Source organism: Pseudomonas sp. ZL2 (assembly GCF_054788455.1).
On the sequence record NZ_JBGOGX010000038.1, the window covers coordinates 15,545 to 30,959 of the forward strand.

Here is a 15,415-nt window from a genome sequence, read left to right on the forward strand (position 1 = left end):
CAGCGGCAAGACCCGTTGGCTACAGGGCTATAACCCCAGCGCATAAACAACAAAAGCACCCGAAGGTGCTTTTGTTGTCAGCGCGTGTTAGCGCGACAGGTTGGCCACCTTGGCCCGTGCCGCATGCAGTTTTTTGTAGCTGTCGATCAGGCGCTGGTGACGGTCGAGGCCTTCGAGTTTCATGCTGGTCGGCGTCAGGCCGTAGAAGCGCACGCTGCCGTCCACCGAGCCGAGCACCGCGTCCATGCGCGGGTTGCCGAACATGCGGCGGAAATTGACCTCGTAGTCGGCCAGTTCCAGCTCATCGTCCAGCGCCACTTCCAGCACCACATTCACCGCCTGATAGAACAAGCCGCGCTCGACGGTGTTGTCGTTGAACTGCAGGAAGGTCTCGACCAGCTCTTTGGCCGGTTCAAATTGCTGCAGGGCAAGGTGGATCAGCAGCTTCAACTCCAGGATGGTCAGCTGGCCCCAGGCGGTGTTGTCGTCGAACTCGATGCCGATCAGGGTGGTGATGTCGGTGTAATCATCCAGCTCGCTTTCTTCCAGGCGCTCGACCAGAGCGTGCAGCTGCTCATCATCCAGGCGGTGCAGGTTGAGGATGTCTTCACGGAAGAACAGCGCCTTGTTGGTGTTGTCCCAGATCAGGTCGTCCACCGGATAGATTTCCGAATAATCCGGTACCAGGATGCGGCAAGCCGTGGCGCCCAGGTGCTCGTACACCGCCATGTACACTTCTTTGCCCATGTCTTCGAGAATACCGAACAGCGCTGCGGCTTCTTCGGCGTTGGCGTTTTCACCCTCGGCACAGAAGTCCCACTCGACGAATTCGAAGTCTGCCTTGGCACTGAAGAAGCGCCACGACACCACACCGCTGGAGTCGATGAAGTGCTCGACAAAGTTGTTCGGCTCGGTCACCGCGTGGCTTTCGAAGGTCGGCTGCGGCAGGTCGTTCAGGCCTTCGAAACTGCGGCCCTGGAGCAGTTCGGTGAGGCTGCGCTCCAACGCCACTTCAAAGCTTGGGTGCGCGCCGAACGAGGCAAACACGCCGCCGGTGCGCGGGTTCATCAAGGTCACGCACATCACCGGGAAGGCGCCGCCGAGCGACGCATCCTTGACCAGCACCGGGAAGCCCTGCTCTTCCAGGCCCTGGATGCCGGCGAGAATGCCGGGGTACTTGGCCAGTACTTCCTGTGGCACATCCGGCAATGCCAGCTCGCCTTCAAGGATTTCACGCTTGACCGCGCGCTCGAAGATTTCCGACAGGCATTGCACCTGGGCTTCGGCCAGGGTGTTACCGGCGCTCATGCCGTTGCTCAGGTACAGGTTCTCGATCAGGTTGGAGGGGAAGTACACCACCTCACCATCGGACTGGCGCACGAACGGCAGCGAGCAGATACCGCGTTCGACATTGCCGGAGCTGGTGTCGTACAGGTGCGAGCCGCACAGTTCGCCATCGGGGTTGTAAATCTCGCGGCAGTATTCGTCGAGGATTTCCGCCGGCAGCGCATCTTTACGGCCTGGCTTGAACCAGCGCTCGTCCGGGTAATGGACGAATTCTGCGTTGGCGATGTCTTCGCCCCAGAACTGGTCGTTGTAGAAGAAGTTGCAGTTGAGCCGCTCGATGAATTCGCCCAGCGCCGAGGCCAGCGCGCCTTCCTTGGTCGCGCCCTTGCCATTGGTAAAGCACATCGGCGACTGCGCATCGCGAATGTGCAGCGACCAGACATTGGGCACGATATTGCGCCACGAGGCGATCTCGATCTTCATCCCAAGGCCGGCGAGAATCCCCGACATGTTGGCAATGGTCTGTTCCAGCGGCAGGTCCTTGCCGGCGATAAAGGTACTGGTGTCCGACGCCGGGTCGAGCATAAGCAAGGCCTGGGCGTTGGCATCGAGGTTTTCCACTTCTTCGATGACAAAATCAGGGCCGGTCTGCACCACCTTTTTCACCGTGCAGCGGTCGATGGAGCGCAGGATGCCCTGGCGGTCCTTCTCGGAGATATCGGCCGGCAACTCGACCTGGATCTTGAAGATCTGCTTGTAACGGTCTTCCGGGTCGACAATGTTGTTTTGCGACAGGCGGATGTTATCGGTGGGGATACCCCGGGTCTGGCAGTACAGCTTTACAAAGTACGCCGCGCACAGGGCCGACGAAGCCAGAAAGTAATCGAACGGCCCCGGTGCCGAGCCATCGCCCTTGTAGCGGATCGGTTGATCGGCCACCACCGTGAAGTCATCGAACTTGGCTTCAAGTCGAAGGTTGTCGAGAAAGTTAACCTTGATTTCCATGCGGGAATACCATACGAGCAAAACGATTTGGCCGCCATTATCCGGGTTTTCGCCGGGAAGTCTTGTGCCGGGCGCAATTACTCGGGCAAACCCGCCAGGCGCAGCCCCTGGGCAAACCGCTCGAAATCCTCGCCCTGCTGGATCGGCAGCCATTCCTTGAGCCGCGACACCCGCAAGGTCGGGTCCATCGCCCGCAGGCGCTGCAGCGCCTGCTCGACTTTGTCCTGCCGGCCGGCGTGGGCATAGCTGGCCGCCAGCAGGGCCGCAGCCGGCAGCAGGCTGGGCAGGTTACCCAGGGCCTTTTCGGCCCAACTGGCGGCGATGTCGAAGCGCCCGGCAAAAAAGTGCGCCAGGGCCATGCCCACCTGCATGCGAAACATCTCCGGGTCCAGCGGGCTCAGGCGCACGGCATGGTTGAGGTTGTCGATGGCCGCCTCGGTTTCGCCGCGCAGGGCACGCAAAATACCGCCCAGGTACCAGGCCGGCGCCAGGTTGGGGTTGAGCAGCCGGGCGCGGTCGAGCAAGGCGATGCCGCTGTCGACATCGCCCGCCAGGTGCGCCAGGGCATGGCCACCACGGGTCAGGGCCACGGCGTCGTCGCGGCCAAGCACCACGGCCAGGCGCGCCAGCCGCGTGCCTTCGGCGATCTCCCGCGGGCGATCGCTCATCCAGCCATTGATCTTGCGCCAGAAGTGGCACCAGGCGGCCATGCCGTAGGCCGAGGCGAATTCCGGGTCCAGTTCGATAGCCCGGTAGAACAGCGCCAGGGCCTGTTCGATGGCTTCGCGGGTGCCGTTATGCAGCTTGGCCGTACCACGCAGGTAGTAGTCGTAGGCATCGAGACTGTCGGTGGGTTTGCGCTTGGCCCGCTCGATTTCGGCCCGTTCCAGCTGTGGGGCAATGGCGCCGACCACGCTTTCGGCAATGCGGTCCTGCAGGTCGAAAATGTCGTCGAGCAGGCCTTCGAAGCGCTCGGCCCACAGATGCGTGCCGCTGCTGGCATCAATCAACTGGCCGGTGATACGCACCTTGTTGCCGGCCTTGCGCACGCTGCCTTCAAGCACGTAGCGCACACCCAGCTCCTGGCCGATACCCTGCACGTCCACCGCCCTGCCCTTGTAGGTAAAACTGGTGTTGCGGGCGATGACGAACAGCCAGCGCAGTCGCGACAAGGCAGCGATGATGTCTTCGACCATGCCGTCGGCGAAGTAGTCCTGCTCGGGGTCGCCGCTGAGGTTGTGGAACGGCAGCACGGTGATCGACGGTTTGTCTGGCAGGTTCAGTATGGCGGCTGGCGCCGGCAGTGGTTCGGCTGACAGTGCAGGCTCGTCGGCCAGGCCCTCGCAACGGCTGATCACGCCTGTGAAGCGGTAGCCCTTGCGCGGCACGGTGCGCACCAGGCGCTGCTGCTCGCCGGTGTCGCCGATGGCCTTGCGCACGGCGTTGATGTGGCTGGTGATGGTCGATTCGGAGACGATGCGCCCGCTCCATACCGCCTGCAGCAGGTCGTCCTTGCTGACCACCCGTTCGTGGTTGCTGACCAGCAGCAGCAACAGGTCGAACACCTGCGGGCCGATGGCCACGACCTGGCCGCGCTGGGTCAGCTCCCGGCGCTGCTGGTCGAGCACGTAGTCTTCAAACACGAATTGCACGGTGGCTATCCTCTGGGTCGAGCGCCCCCGACTCCGTGTCCGAGCTGGCGATTGGTCGTGGTTTCGATCATACGGCAGGCCGTGGCCGGCTGCACCGTCCAGCGGGCGGGTCGGCGCAGGTTGGAGGCTTTGGACATAAATCCACGCCAATGCCAAGGCAAATCCACGCCTGCTGCAAGGACTTGCCCCGGCGCCGCTGGCACGCTTGAGCCCATCGACAGCAATGGTTGCCGTCGGCAAGCGGAGAGTCCCCATGAAAATCGTCGTCATCGGAGGCACCGGCCTCATCGGATCGAAACTGGTGAAAAACCTGCGCGAGCGCGGCCATGACGCCGTCGCCGCCTCGCCCAACACCGGGGTCAACAGCATTACCCGCGAAGGCCTGGCCGAGGCGATGGATGGCGCCCAGGTGGTGGTCGATGTGGCCAACGCGCCATCGTGGGAAGACCAGGCGGTGCTGGAGTTCTTTGAAACCTCCACCCGTAACCTGCTGGCCGCCGAAGCCGCTGCCGGCGTCGGTCATCATGTGGCGCTGTCGATCGTCGGTAGCGAGCGGCTGCCGGCCAACGGCTACTTTCGTGCCAAGGTCGCCCAGGAGAACCTGATCAAGGCGTCCGGCCAGCCCTTCACCCTGCTGCGCGCCACGCAGTTCTTCGAGTTTGTCGGCGGCATTGCCCAGGCGGCCATGGTTGGCGACGAAGTGCGCCTGTCACCGGCGCTGATCCAGCCCATGGCTTCCGATGACGTCGCTGCGGCGCTCACCGATGTGGCCCTGGCGGCGCCGCTCAACGCCACCGTGGAAGTCGCCGGCCCCGAAGCCCTGCCGCTGGATGAGCTGGTGCGGCGTTTGTTCCGCGCCACCGACGACACCCGCAAGGTGGTGCCGGATGTACACGCGCGCTACTTCGGCGATGTGCTCGACGACCAGTCGCTGACCCCCGGCAGCAACCCGCGCCTGGGTGCGATCCGCTTCGAGGACTGGCTGGCGCAATCCACCCCCCAGGCCCCGCGTTGAGACACGCTTACCCACTCATTGAAGGAGCATTGCCATGTTTAGCCGATTGGTTCTCGCCGCCGCCTTTGCCAGCTTTTCAATCACCAGCGCCTGGGCTGGCGAACCGCAACCGGGCAAGGTCAGTGTGGTGTTCGACCGCGCCCTGCCCAATGTGCCGGGCAAGAGCATGAAGGGCGTGCTGGTGGAATACGCGCCAGGCGGCGCATCACCGGCGCACCTGCATCCGAAGTCGGCGTTCATCTACGCCACGGTGCTCGAAGGCGCGGTGCGCAGCAAGGTCGGCGACGGCCCGGAGAAGGTCTACAAGGCCGGGGAGCATTTCGTCGAGGAGCCCGGCGCCTTTCATGCAGTCAGCGCTAATGCCAGCAGCACCGAGCCGGCCCGTTTGCTGGCGGTGTTCGTGCTCGACAGCAGCGAGCAGGAGCTGGTCAAGCCCGTTAACAAGTGACCACGCCAGGCGACCCTCGGCAGCTTCGGCTGCCGCAGGCGCCGGCATTGAACAGGACACCCATCATGAACGTGCTCATGCCCTCCCCCGACGTCGAGGCAGCACCGGCAGCGCCACGGCGCGGCAAGCGCAAGGTCGTCGGCCTGCTGCTTTGCGCCAGTGCCCTGGCGGTGTTGCTGGCTGGCTGGGCTGCAGGGTTCAGCGGCGCCAGCACCTCCACCGACAACGCCTATGTGCGCGGCGACGTCACCTCGCTAGCGGCCAAGGTGGCCGGCTACGTAACCGCGGTCCAGGTCCGGGACAACCAGAGCGTGCGCGCCGGTGACGTGCTGTTTCGCATCGACGACCAGGACTATCGCGCTCACCTCGACCAGGCCGAGGCCAACTACAACGCGGCCCAGGCACGCCTGAGCCATGTCGATGCGCAGACCCAGCTGCAACGCGCACTGATTCGCCAGGCCGAGGCCCAGCGGCGCTCGGCCGCCGCCGAAATGAACCTGGCGAGCAAAACCCACGACCGCAGCCGCAAGCTGATCGTCAGCAACGCCGTCAGCCAGGCCCTGGTCGATGAAACCGGCGCGGCGCAATCAAAGGCCGCGGCGACGGTGTCTGCCGCCTCGGCCTCGGTGGACGCGCAACAGCAGCACATCGCCGTGCTGCTCGCCCAGCGTCAAGCCGCCGTTGCTGCCGTGGCCCAGGCCCAGGCCGCGCGGGACCTGGCGCGGATCGACCTGGACAGCACGGTGGTGCGTGCCCCGGTGGATGGCGTGGTCGGCAACCGCCAGGTGCGGGTCGGGCGCTTTGTGACCACCGGCGTGGCCTTGCTCGATATCGTGCCGGTCAACGATGTGTGGGTGGTGGCCAATTTCAAGGAAACCCAGCTTGAGCCGATCCACCCTGGCCAGCGCGTGCGTATCACCGTCGACGGCTACCCCGACGACGTGCTGGAAGGCGTGGTCGACAGCTTTGCCCCCGGCAGCGGTTCGGCGTTCAGCCTGCTGCCGGCCGACAACGCCACCGGCAATTTCGTCCGGGTCGTGCAGCGTGTGCCGGTGAAGATCCGCCTGGCCCATAACCCCCTGCCCGGGCGTATCGTGCCGGGCCTGTCGGCGCGGGTCGAGGTGGCCCATGGCGGTGGCTCGTGAAGCGCGGCGGCGCTAGGCTGCTGGTGGTCGGCATACTGCTTGCCACCCTGACCGAGGCCATCGCCAGTACCGTACTGGCGCTGGGCCGCGGCGACATCATCGGCGACACCTATGCCACGCCCGATGAGTTCGCCTGGCTGGATATCGGCTACACCGGGTTCAAACTGATCGGTTTCATGAGCGCCGCCTGGCTGCTCAGGCGCTTCGATCCCCGGCAGGTGGTCATCGGTGCGACCCTGGCCATGGGCCTGGCTTGCGCGATCGCGGTTTACACCACGCAACTGCAGCTGCTGACTGCGTTGCGGGTGGCGCAGGGTTTTGCCGGCGGCACGCTGCTGGTCGGCGGTCAGATGATCCTGTTTCGGGCCTACCCGCGCGCCTGGCAACCGCTCATTCAAGCGCTGTTCGCCATGGGCGCCGTGGTTGCCCCGGCTACCCTCGCCCCGGCCCTGCAAGGCTGGTTGCTGGACAGCCAGTCGTGGACCTGGATCTTCTTCAGCGTCTTGCCGCTGGCGCTGCTGGCCGGTGGGCTTGTGCTGCTCGCCGACGTGCCGAAGCCGGCCAAAGCCCGACAGCTGCCGTTTGACTGGCTTGGCTTGTTTTTCCTCGCCACTGCGCTGTTGTGCTTTACCTACCTGCTCAGCCAGGGCAGCCGCTGGGACTGGTTCGAGGAGCCTCGCATCCGCTGGCTGACGGTGATTGGCACAGCGGCGCTGCTGGTGTTTCTCGGTCGGCAAGTGCTGGCCAAGGGTCGAGGTCTGCTCGACTTCAGCCTGTTTCAATCGAGCGATTTTGCCTTCGCCTTTATCGTCAGTTTTGTCGCCGGTGCGGCCTTGTTTGGCAGTGCGTACCTGATCCCGGCATTTGCCTTGTCGGTGCTGGGCTTTACCCCGACGAGTGCCGGTTTGTTGCTGTTGCCCAGTGGCGCGCTTTTCGTGGGTGCGCTGCTGGTTTCGGCCTACCTCATGCAGGCACGTGGGGTGCCGCCGTTTGCCACGGTGCCCTTTGGCATCGGGCTGATCATGATCGCCATGTGGATGCTGTCTGGCTCGACCAGCGAAAGCGGCAGCGCAGACATGATGGCGGCCATTGTATTGCGCGGGCTGGGCTTGGGTTTTCTGTTTTTGTCGATCACCCTGATTGCCTTCACGCACCTCAACAGCCGCAACCTGGCGGCCGGCATTGGCCTGTTCAATGCCGGGCGGCAGTTAGGCGGGCTGATGGGGGTGGCCGGGTTGCAGACCCTGATCGAGCATGACGTCGCGACCAATGCCGTGGTGCTCGGCACCCGTGTCACGCCCGGCAGCGCGGCGATGATGGAGCGTTTGACCAGCAGCACGGCGTTGCTGATGGATAAAGGCATGGATGCAGCGGCGGCGGCGCGGGCGGCGACAAATTTGCTGGGGCGGGCGCTGTCCGGGCAGGCCCAGGTGATTGCCTTCGACAGTGCGTTCATGGCCGTGACGCTGCTTTTTGCCTTGGCGGCGCCCGTGTTGGTAGCGATCAAGATCGGCTTTGCCAAGCATGCAAAAACCTATTCTCGGGAAGGCCAATAAGCTCAACGGTGTTTGCCGTGAATCTGGATGCAGTCTATACCCATGAATTATGGCTCTCTGCCAGCTATGGCCCCAACATGATCTCTTTGAGAAGGAGCATCGAATGTACCCGGCCTGGAAGCTCGTCGTGTTCAGCGCAATGTTGTTTGGTTCGTCTGTCGCACAAGGCGATAGCTTTCGAATTGCCACGTGGAACCTTGGCTGGCATATCGCTGAACAAGAGCTGCCAACCTGGATTGCACAGTGCTCAAAAACCTACGCGAAAGACGCTCAAGGTGATTGGAAGCTGGTACCCGTCGGTACACCGCAGGCCAAGCGTGGATGGGACATCAGCGAGTCACGTGCTTCACTCGAAGGGGTGGACCTTGCCAGAATGCCGCCCTGCGCGGTCTACATGACTGCAACTCATCAGGTCGTGGAAGTTACGCCTGAAGCCTATGCCAAACGCTTGGCGCAAATAGCCAGATTGATGTCTGCCGAGATCAAGCCGGACGTCATTGCTTTCCAGGAAGTTTCCGGAGCACAAAGTGTTCGCGAAGCGCTTGGCGACGCCGCAGCAGACTACAACGTCTGCTCCTTCGAGGGTGCCTACAAGATACAACGCCTGGCGTTTGCCTGGAAAAGGTCGTTGGGCGAGGCCGTCGAGGCATGCACCGACCTGGTAGAGCTGTCCCTGCCCGATCGTCCAGCGACCAAACAGGTACGACCGGGGTATACCGTCACGTTGAATCTGGGCGGCAAACGGGTTCGCTTTTTGACGGTCCATCTCAAATCCGGGTGTGTCACACCGCTGGAAGGTGATCGTCTCGACGGCGACAAGGGAGCCGACGACCCATGTCCTGTTTTGCAGCAACAGGTAGGCCCACTTGAAGTCGCATTCGAAACACTACCGTTGAACGTGGATGGCTTCGTTGTACTTGGCGATTTCAACCGTAATCTTTGGCACGAAGCCAACAAACTGGCAGGCGCAGAGCCACTGCGAAGCGACGGAGAGACCGATTTGACGAAGAGCCGGGCCGCCACGGTATCAACGCGCAATCTGTTTTTGGAAATCAATGACGGAGCACCCGCAGGGTCGAAGGCCAGACTTCTGTCAGCAGTGTGTCCTGGAGCCCCATTAGTAAAGGCTGCGTGCGAGTCGGCAAAAACCTCCAAACTGTCCCAGGCGCAGCGCAAGGCACTGACTGCTGCTGATGGGCTGGGCTGCCGAAACCCGGTTGGCCTGGACCACATCCTTGTATCTGAGACGTTGGCCAATAGTGTCCAGTCGACTTACAAGGTTCCAATCGGCAACATGGGCGGCTCCCTTCCTGCAAAGCCACCGCAGTACCCCGTCGCTGCATTGGCGATATCGGACCATTGCCCGGTTGTGATAGATATCCAGCTGTGAGGGGCTTGTGTGAGGCTCAGCTACCGACGAAGCCGGCCGGTAACAGGCCATCTGCAACTACGCCCGAATAGCTCAAGGCCACCGGCCCGGTGAGAAAGACCGGGCCCTCGCCATCCCATTGCACAGTGACGGTCCCGCCATCGCATTCCACCTCAACGCAAGGGTCCAGCAGGCCGCGACGGATGCCGTTGACCACCGCACCACAGGAGCAGGACCCCGAACCCAATGCAATGCCGCCCCAACGCTCCCAGATGCGCAAGCGAATGTGCGCTCGGTCAATGACCTGGACGAAATGCACATTGGTCCGGTTGGGGAACAGCGGATGGGTCTCGATGCCCGGGCCGATAGCCGCCAGGTCAATGGCCGCCAGATCATCGACAAAAAAGCTGCAGTGCGGGTTGCCCATGCTGCAGGCGCTGGGGTCCCCAGCCAGTGGCAATACAGCCGTATCCATTGCGTCAGCCAGCGGAACATCCGACCAGCCGAACAGCGGCACGCCCATGCTGACGGCAATGGCGCCCGATGCCGTTCGTTCGCACGTCAGTAGCCCACGGTTGGAGCGCAAGGTTAGCGACGTGGTGTTCGCTTCGTGCATCAACCTGTCCGCAGCACCCCGGGTTGCGCTGCCGCAAACGTCCAGCGGGGAGCCATCGGCATTCCAGAACAGCAGGCGCGCCTGGGCATCATCACAATCGAGCAGCACCGCGAGCTGATTGAAGCCGATACCGTGGCTGCGATCCCCCAGTCGCCGGGCAATGTCGCCAGTGATCGGGTTGGCTGCGTTCCGCGCGTCGACGATAACGAAGTCATCGCCATTGGCGTGCATCTTGTGAAAGCTCAGCGGCATAGATCGACCCTGGCAGCGAAACAGATTCAACGTCGATCTAGCCTAAATCCCACAACCTTTGCAAGCCCGAGAAAGGCAGCCCGGTCTCCCGGGCCGCCCGCTTCTCACGCGCGTCTACGCGTTTTCCAGCTGACCAATCGCTGCCTGCAGGCGGCTGCGGCTACGTTCGCTGACATCCTTCTGGCTCTGGTGAGTCTCGGTCGGTGCCTGGCGCACGTTGGCATGGGGCACCACCTGCCACCCTCCGCCGTCCAGGCGCAGGTAGCGATAGCTGGCGGTACCGCTGGCCCAGTTGGCGCTGAGGATCCCGTGCAGATGGAAGGTCTGCTCCAGGGTGCTGAACGGACCGCTGGGGCTGCCGGTCAGGTTGAGCACGATATGGCCATCACCTTTGAGGCCGAGCTTGAGGTCGGAATAGTCCCCCCAGACATCGGCATGGAAGTTCAGCGGTGGATAGGTGGCAGCAAAGATACTGGCTACGCCGGTGATCTTCTTCTGCACGGTATTGACCAACAGATCGAGGGTCAGGACGGGAGCACCGAGCAGGCCGGTACGCACATTGAGACGGGTGTGGAACAGTCCGATTGCGGGCATGGTGCGACTCCTTGTCTGTTCAGGCGCGGCTGGATTTGCCGGCTTTGCCGGAAGTGCTCTTGGTCGAATCGATGGCGGTGTTCAGGGCAGCGCCTGCGTCACCGGTAGCCAGGGCCTTGAGATGATCGACATCGCCGGTGGCAATGGCCGCCTCCAGGGTGGTGGCGTGTAGCAGTGCCTGGATGTCGACATCACCGAAAGCCTTGATGCGGGTGTCTTCCCGGTGCGCTGGCGCTTCGACCACGATCCATTGCCCCTGGCTGTTCAGGTAGCGGTAACCGGCCTGGCCTTTCTGCCAGTCCGAACCCACCGCGAGTTTGAGGCTGAAGATGATCGGCGAGTTGGCAGTTTTGCCGCCATGGTTGCCCTGCAACGTGATGAGGATATTGCTTGGGCTTGGCGGCAGGAACAGCTGATAGCTGTAGGTGCCCCACACGTCCAGGTGCTGGTCCAGCGGCGGGTTGGTGGACTGGGTGAGATGGGCGGTGCCGCGCAGGGTGCGGTCAGACGGATGAACCAGCAGGTCGAGCACCAGGCGCTGGGCGCCGGGTGCATCGGTGCCGATGATGTAGGACACGGGGAAGAGTCCTATTACGGGTGCTTGTAGTGAGTCAGTCATGGTGCCTCCATTGCAAACAATGAGTGGAAACAAGCGCGTGGGCTGTTTCTGGCGGGCGACTTCCTTGGCGCACAGTTGGATGTAGGCGAACGGCGTTGCGACCTCCGTGATGGCGTCACGCGCAGATTGCCTGCGGCGAAGACGCTGCGGTCCGGCACGGCCATGCCCAATGGGCAAGGTTCGCCGAGGTGCAACGGGTATGAAACCCTCCCTGGGCGCATAGCTGCCTGCCTGGCAGCCCTGATCAGTAAAGCAGGGAAAACCGGACCGGCCAGGGGGTGGTGGCAAAAGTGCATGATGTCCGACGGGTGGTTGGCCTGCCCCCTGGATAACCCATACTGTTCTCCCCGCTGAGGTCACGCACTTGTCACGCCCAGCTGCTAACCTCTTGATGCTTTCCAACCCCGGAACACCCCGCACGCAAGGTGACACTGAAGGTGTACTCAAGCATGACCCGCAAGCAGATCATCCTGCGCTCCGACAGCATGCACAGCGACGACTTCGGCGCATTGTTCAGCAGCCTGTTCGGCAATCTGTATGCCGATATCCCGCCGCTGCCCGGCGACACCAGCATCGGTGGCGTCTATGGCCGCCATGATGGCGTGAGCTTTCGGCGCATGCACTACCGCGGTGACTTCACCTTCTGCTTTCCCGAATCCCAGGATGAAATCACCTTCGTCATCCCCTCCTCCGGTACCTTGATCCTCAATCCGGGCAGCGACGCGACGGGCTTCAGGCAGGTGGGCCTGGCGGTCGACAAGGCCGATGTGCGCTCGATGCGCTTCATGGATGACCACGACCAATGCGGCATCTCGATCCGCCGGGCATTGTTTACCGAGCGACTGGCAACGCTGCTGGGCAAACCGATTCTTGGCAGGCTGTGCTTCGAGCCGGTGGTGGCCCTGGCCCACCTACAGGGCATCAGGGCCCTGGTGGAGCTGGCCACCGGCAGCCAGTTCGACCTGCTGCTGCATGCCGGAGCGCTGATGCCGGCGCGCCTGCAGGAAATGCTCGTCGATGCGCTACTCGAGATCTGGCCGCACAACTTCAGCCAGGCCCTGCAGCGCCCGGCGCCTTTGATTGCGCCGCGGCACGTGAAGCTGGCCATCGAGTACATCCAGGCCCATCCGCAAAGCCAGGTCAGCGGCACTGAGCTGGCGCGGCTGTGCAACGTCAGCCTGCGTGCCTTGCAGGACGGTTTTCGGCGTTTCATGGGTTTGTCGATCGTCGCCTACCAGCGCCAGCTGCGTCTGGAGCACGCTCACCATGCTCTGCGCCAACGCGACGCGGCGTCGGTCACCGAGGTGGCGCTGGAGTTTGGCTTCAGCAATGTCGGCAGGTTCTGTCAGTACTTTCACAGTGCCTTCGGCGTCAGCCCTGCCGACGTACGCAACGGCTCAGGCCAGCGCCGCAGGGCTGGCCCGGATTTGCCTGGCGGTCAGAACAGATAGCTGGCCTTGAGGCTGCCGCTGGCGCCGTGGCTGTCACCGCCATTGCTGGCGCCGACTTCGGCACCGAAGCTCAGCGCCCCCAGGCTGGCCATCAGGTTGACCCCGGCAGTGAACTGGTCGCGGTTGTCGAAGGCGGCGCGCTGTTCGATGTCCAGGCCCAGCAGGTGACCCTGGCTGTCAACCTGGTGATCGCCCAGCACATGCTCGTAGCCCACCTGCACGCCCGGCACCAGTTGCCAGCCACCCAGATCGATGGCGCTGAATGCAACATCGAGGTTGGCGAATGCGCTGCGCCGGGTTTGCTGTATACCGTCGACGTCGAGGGCCAGTTCGCTGCCTTTTTCGTTGAAGCCCGAGAGGTCCAGGTGACTGATGCGCAGGCCCAGGCTTGGCTCCAGCGTGATGCCGCTTGATGGCATGCGGTAGCCCAGGGCCAGGCTGGCACCGCTGAGGTTGCCATGACTGTCGCCTTTGGCCGTGCCCAGCCCAGCACCAAGCTCGCGCTTGCTGTCGTAGTCGAGCCAGCCGGCGCTGAGGCCGGCATCGACGAACAGGCCACGCTCAAGCCCCGCCGGAGCGTAGCGCGCACCGGCCTTGAAGAAGGTCAGGTCGGTGTCCGCCTCACCACCCGCGCCGCCGACATTGCCACGGCTGTAGCCAAAGCCGGCGTAGCCGCTGAGCTGCTCGGAAAAGCGCTGGGTGAGGCCGATCATCAGGCCATCGCTATGTTCGTTGCTGCTGGCGGCATGGCTTGAGCCATCGGTGCCCAGGTAGCCGGCCAGGGCTGTGCTCCACAAGCGGTACTGGCCGACCTTAAGCTCAGTGCCGCGGCTGTAGGGTGCTGCGGCGCGGTCGAGCAGCGCGCCCTGGCGCAACAGGTAACTGGCAGCGTCGGCATGCACCTGGCCGCCGACCCTGGACTCGACGCCGGCCAGGTCACCGGCATCGATCGCCGACTGCAGGTAGTAGTTGTAGGCGCTGTAGGTGCCCGACAGGCTGCTGTCCTGCAACTGCTGCAGCAACTGCGCGCCGGCCGCAGCGTTGCCGAGCAGGCCCAGCTGTCCGGGCAGGCTGTTGTAGGACACCATCTTGGCCCGCAGTACGTAGATCGTCTCCTGGGACAGGCCCAGGCCCTCCTTGAGGTAGTTGTCCATGCTGCCGTACTGCGCGGTGACCTGGTCGAGGCCGGCTTGCAGGTAGCTGGCATCGACCGCCAGCAGCGGCGCATAGATCGCCGCCATGCTCGGCGGCAGATGCGCCAGGGTCGCCGCCACGCGCGCGGCGGTGTAATCGTTGGTGGCCAGGTAGTTTTCCATGATCGTCGCGCTGTCGACCCCGGCAATACTCAGCAATACGGCGGCTGTCCAACCGGTGCGGTCCTTGCCGGCGGTACAGTGGAACAGCGCCGCGCCATCGCCTGCCGCCAGCTCGTTGAACAATGTGGTGAACTGGCCTCGCATACCGGCATCGTTGACGAAGGCACGGTTGGTCTCCTGCATCATGGCAATGGCATCGGCGGCGCTGGTGAAGCTGACGCGGGTGATGTCGGCGCCAGAGGTGTTGTTGCCAATGATGTCGATGTTGCGATAGCGCGCCCCCTCGATCAGGGTGTCGGGGGTGGCGGCGATTTCGTCCGGGGTGCGCAGGTCGTAGATCGCCTTGATGCCCAAGCCGTTGAGCGTGGCCAGGTCCGCGGCCGACGGCGTCAGCGCATTGGAGCGGTAGAATACGCCGCTGCGCATCGTACCGTCGTGGGCGGTGGAATAAGCGTGGGTGGTGCCGGCGATATCGCGAAAGTTGTCGATACGCGCCAGGCGCGGCGTATCCAGCAGCGAACCTTCTGCGGACGGGCTAGCGGCCTGGGCGGCAGCAATGGACAGGCTCAAAACGGACAGTGAACACAACAGTCGTTGATACACGATGCAGCCTCATGGGAATCATGTTGGGCTGGCTACTATTGCGGGCTGACCTGCAACTGAATATTGCAAAAAGCCCGGATTGGCGAATCGCTGCGCGATCTGTCCGGGGCATGCGTTTTTTGTCCGTATTACGGTGCTGAAGAGGCCAACTTTGTAGCTTAGCCTTGATTGGTTTGGTGATGAGTATCCAGATCACCTGTGGCCGTGACTTCAATGTCATGCTCTTGGCACCGCCTAACTGCTTGTGGCTTCAGAAACATCGTCCTGGTTGTCGATAGTCGGTTTTGCCTGGCTGATGACAGGTGCAGGACTGCTGAAACCCAGCAACGGATAAATGGTTCTGCATGCACCGAATCGGTGAGAGCTAGGCTTGCCAGCGATTGAGCTCATCGCGCTCGTAATCCAGCCAGCGCCTGATGTGCTGGTTGTGCTGGCCTCATCGCGGGTCAAGCTGAACTGGCCTAATGATTTTGGACACCTTCGTCGG

General features: G+C 63.1%; 12 protein-coding genes. 6 read left to right on the top strand and 6 right to left on the bottom strand.

Annotation, left to right across the window (positions count from 1 at the left end; genetic code table 11):
* Window positions 1-87: 87 nt before the first annotated feature.
* Entirely contained in the window at window positions 88-2,292 is a 2,205-nt protein-coding gene (locus ABM562_RS20640) for an OsmC domain/YcaO domain-containing protein (protein WP_460423152.1), read from the bottom strand.
* Between the two features lie 77 nt (window positions 2,293-2,369).
* On the bottom strand, window positions 2,370-3,944 hold the full coding sequence (locus tag ABM562_RS20645) for a winged helix-turn-helix domain-containing tetratricopeptide repeat protein (RefSeq protein ID WP_134062262.1): 1,575 nt from the start codon (window positions 3,942-3,944) through the stop codon (window positions 2,370-2,372).
* Window positions 3,945-4,197: 253 nt separating this feature from the next.
* Between ABM562_RS20645 and ABM562_RS20650 the strand changes: the two genes are divergently transcribed.
* The 5 genes from ABM562_RS20650 (at window position 4,198) to ABM562_RS20670 (ending at window position 9,498) form a co-directional block, all read left to right on the top strand.
* On the top strand, window positions 4,198-4,959 hold the full coding sequence (locus ABM562_RS20650) for an SDR family oxidoreductase (RefSeq protein WP_233674716.1): 762 nt from the start codon (window positions 4,198-4,200) through the stop codon (window positions 4,957-4,959).
* Window positions 4,960-4,993: 34 nt separating this feature from the next.
* Complete coding sequence (locus ABM562_RS20655; protein ID WP_115087356.1) at window positions 4,994-5,407, top strand: cupin domain-containing protein; 414 nt, start codon at window positions 4,994-4,996, stop codon at window positions 5,405-5,407.
* Between the two features lie 65 nt (window positions 5,408-5,472).
* Window positions 5,473-6,552 (top strand): HlyD family secretion protein, encoded by a 1,080-nt coding sequence (locus ABM562_RS20660; protein ID WP_233674717.1) that lies wholly within the window; start codon window positions 5,473-5,475, stop codon window positions 6,550-6,552.
* Window positions 6,549-8,108, top strand: coding sequence for an MFS transporter (locus ABM562_RS20665; protein ID WP_460423155.1), 1,560 nt, complete (start codon window positions 6,549-6,551; stop codon window positions 8,106-8,108). The genes ABM562_RS20660 and ABM562_RS20665 overlap by 4 nt, the downstream gene beginning before the upstream one ends.
* A gap of 103 nt (window positions 8,109-8,211) precedes the next feature.
* Window positions 8,212-9,498: an endonuclease/exonuclease/phosphatase family protein gene (locus ABM562_RS20670; RefSeq protein ID WP_460423157.1), complete on the top strand. Its 1,287-nt coding sequence runs from the start codon at window positions 8,212-8,214 to the stop codon at window positions 9,496-9,498.
* Window positions 9,499-9,514: 16 nt separating this feature from the next.
* On the opposite strand, the gene dapF is transcribed toward ABM562_RS20670, so the two are convergent.
* The 3 genes from dapF to ABM562_RS20685 all read right to left on the bottom strand — a co-directional run bounded on the left by dapF (window position 9,515) and on the right by ABM562_RS20685 (window position 11,516).
* The gene (gene dapF / locus ABM562_RS20675) at window positions 9,515-10,345 is read right to left on the bottom strand and encodes a diaminopimelate epimerase (protein WP_346617883.1); all 831 of its coding nucleotides are present in this window, start codon (window positions 10,343-10,345) and stop codon (window positions 9,515-9,517) included.
* Window positions 10,346-10,459: 114 nt separating this feature from the next.
* Window positions 10,460-10,939: a DUF1842 domain-containing protein gene (locus ABM562_RS20680; RefSeq protein ID WP_115087372.1), complete on the bottom strand. Its 480-nt coding sequence runs from the start codon at window positions 10,937-10,939 to the stop codon at window positions 10,460-10,462.
* A gap of 19 nt (window positions 10,940-10,958) precedes the next feature.
* On the bottom strand, window positions 10,959-11,516 hold the full coding sequence (locus tag ABM562_RS20685) for a DUF1842 domain-containing protein (RefSeq protein WP_233674722.1): 558 nt from the start codon (window positions 11,514-11,516) through the stop codon (window positions 10,959-10,961).
* A 491-nt stretch (window positions 11,517-12,007) separates the two neighbouring features.
* Here ABM562_RS20685 and ABM562_RS20690 point away from each other — a divergent pair, with 491 nt between their 5' ends.
* Window positions 12,008-13,009 carry an AraC family transcriptional regulator gene (locus tag ABM562_RS20690; protein ID WP_420832714.1) on the top strand — a complete coding sequence of 334 codons (1,002 nt, stop codon included), beginning with the start codon at window positions 12,008-12,010 and terminating at the stop codon, window positions 13,007-13,009.
* Here ABM562_RS20690 and ABM562_RS20695 read toward each other — a convergent pair.
* The gene (locus tag ABM562_RS20695; protein ID WP_460423159.1) at window positions 12,997-14,928 is read right to left on the bottom strand and encodes a tyrosine-protein phosphatase; all 1,932 of its coding nucleotides are present in this window, start codon (window positions 14,926-14,928) and stop codon (window positions 12,997-12,999) included. The two genes, ABM562_RS20690 and ABM562_RS20695, sit on opposite strands and share 13 nt — an antisense overlap.
* Between the last annotated feature and the right edge of the window lie 487 nt (window positions 14,929-15,415).

What these genes read in the sequence shown, in the direction of transcription:
- ABM562_RS20640 (WP_460423152.1), bottom strand. Translation starts at nt 2,292, where the DNA reads ATGGAAATCAAGGTTAACTTTCTCGACAACCTTCGACTTGAAGCCAAG.
- ABM562_RS20650 (WP_233674716.1), top strand. Translation starts at nt 4,198, where the DNA reads ATGAAAATCGTCGTCATCGGAGGCACCGGCCTCATCGGATCGAAACTG.
- ABM562_RS20655 (WP_115087356.1), top strand. Translation starts at nt 4,994, where the DNA reads ATGTTTAGCCGATTGGTTCTCGCCGCCGCCTTTGCCAGCTTTTCAATC.
- ABM562_RS20660 (WP_233674717.1), top strand. Translation starts at nt 5,473, where the DNA reads ATGAACGTGCTCATGCCCTCCCCCGACGTCGAGGCAGCACCGGCAGCG.
- ABM562_RS20670 (WP_460423157.1), top strand. Translation starts at nt 8,212, where the DNA reads ATGTACCCGGCCTGGAAGCTCGTCGTGTTCAGCGCAATGTTGTTTGGT.
- dapF (WP_346617883.1), bottom strand. Translation starts at nt 10,345, where the DNA reads ATGCCGCTGAGCTTTCACAAGATGCACGCCAATGGCGATGACTTCGTT.
- ABM562_RS20680 (WP_115087372.1), bottom strand. Translation starts at nt 10,939, where the DNA reads ATGCCCGCAATCGGACTGTTCCACACCCGTCTCAATGTGCGTACCGGC.
- ABM562_RS20690 (WP_420832714.1), top strand. Translation starts at nt 12,008, where the DNA reads ATGACCCGCAAGCAGATCATCCTGCGCTCCGACAGCATGCACAGCGAC.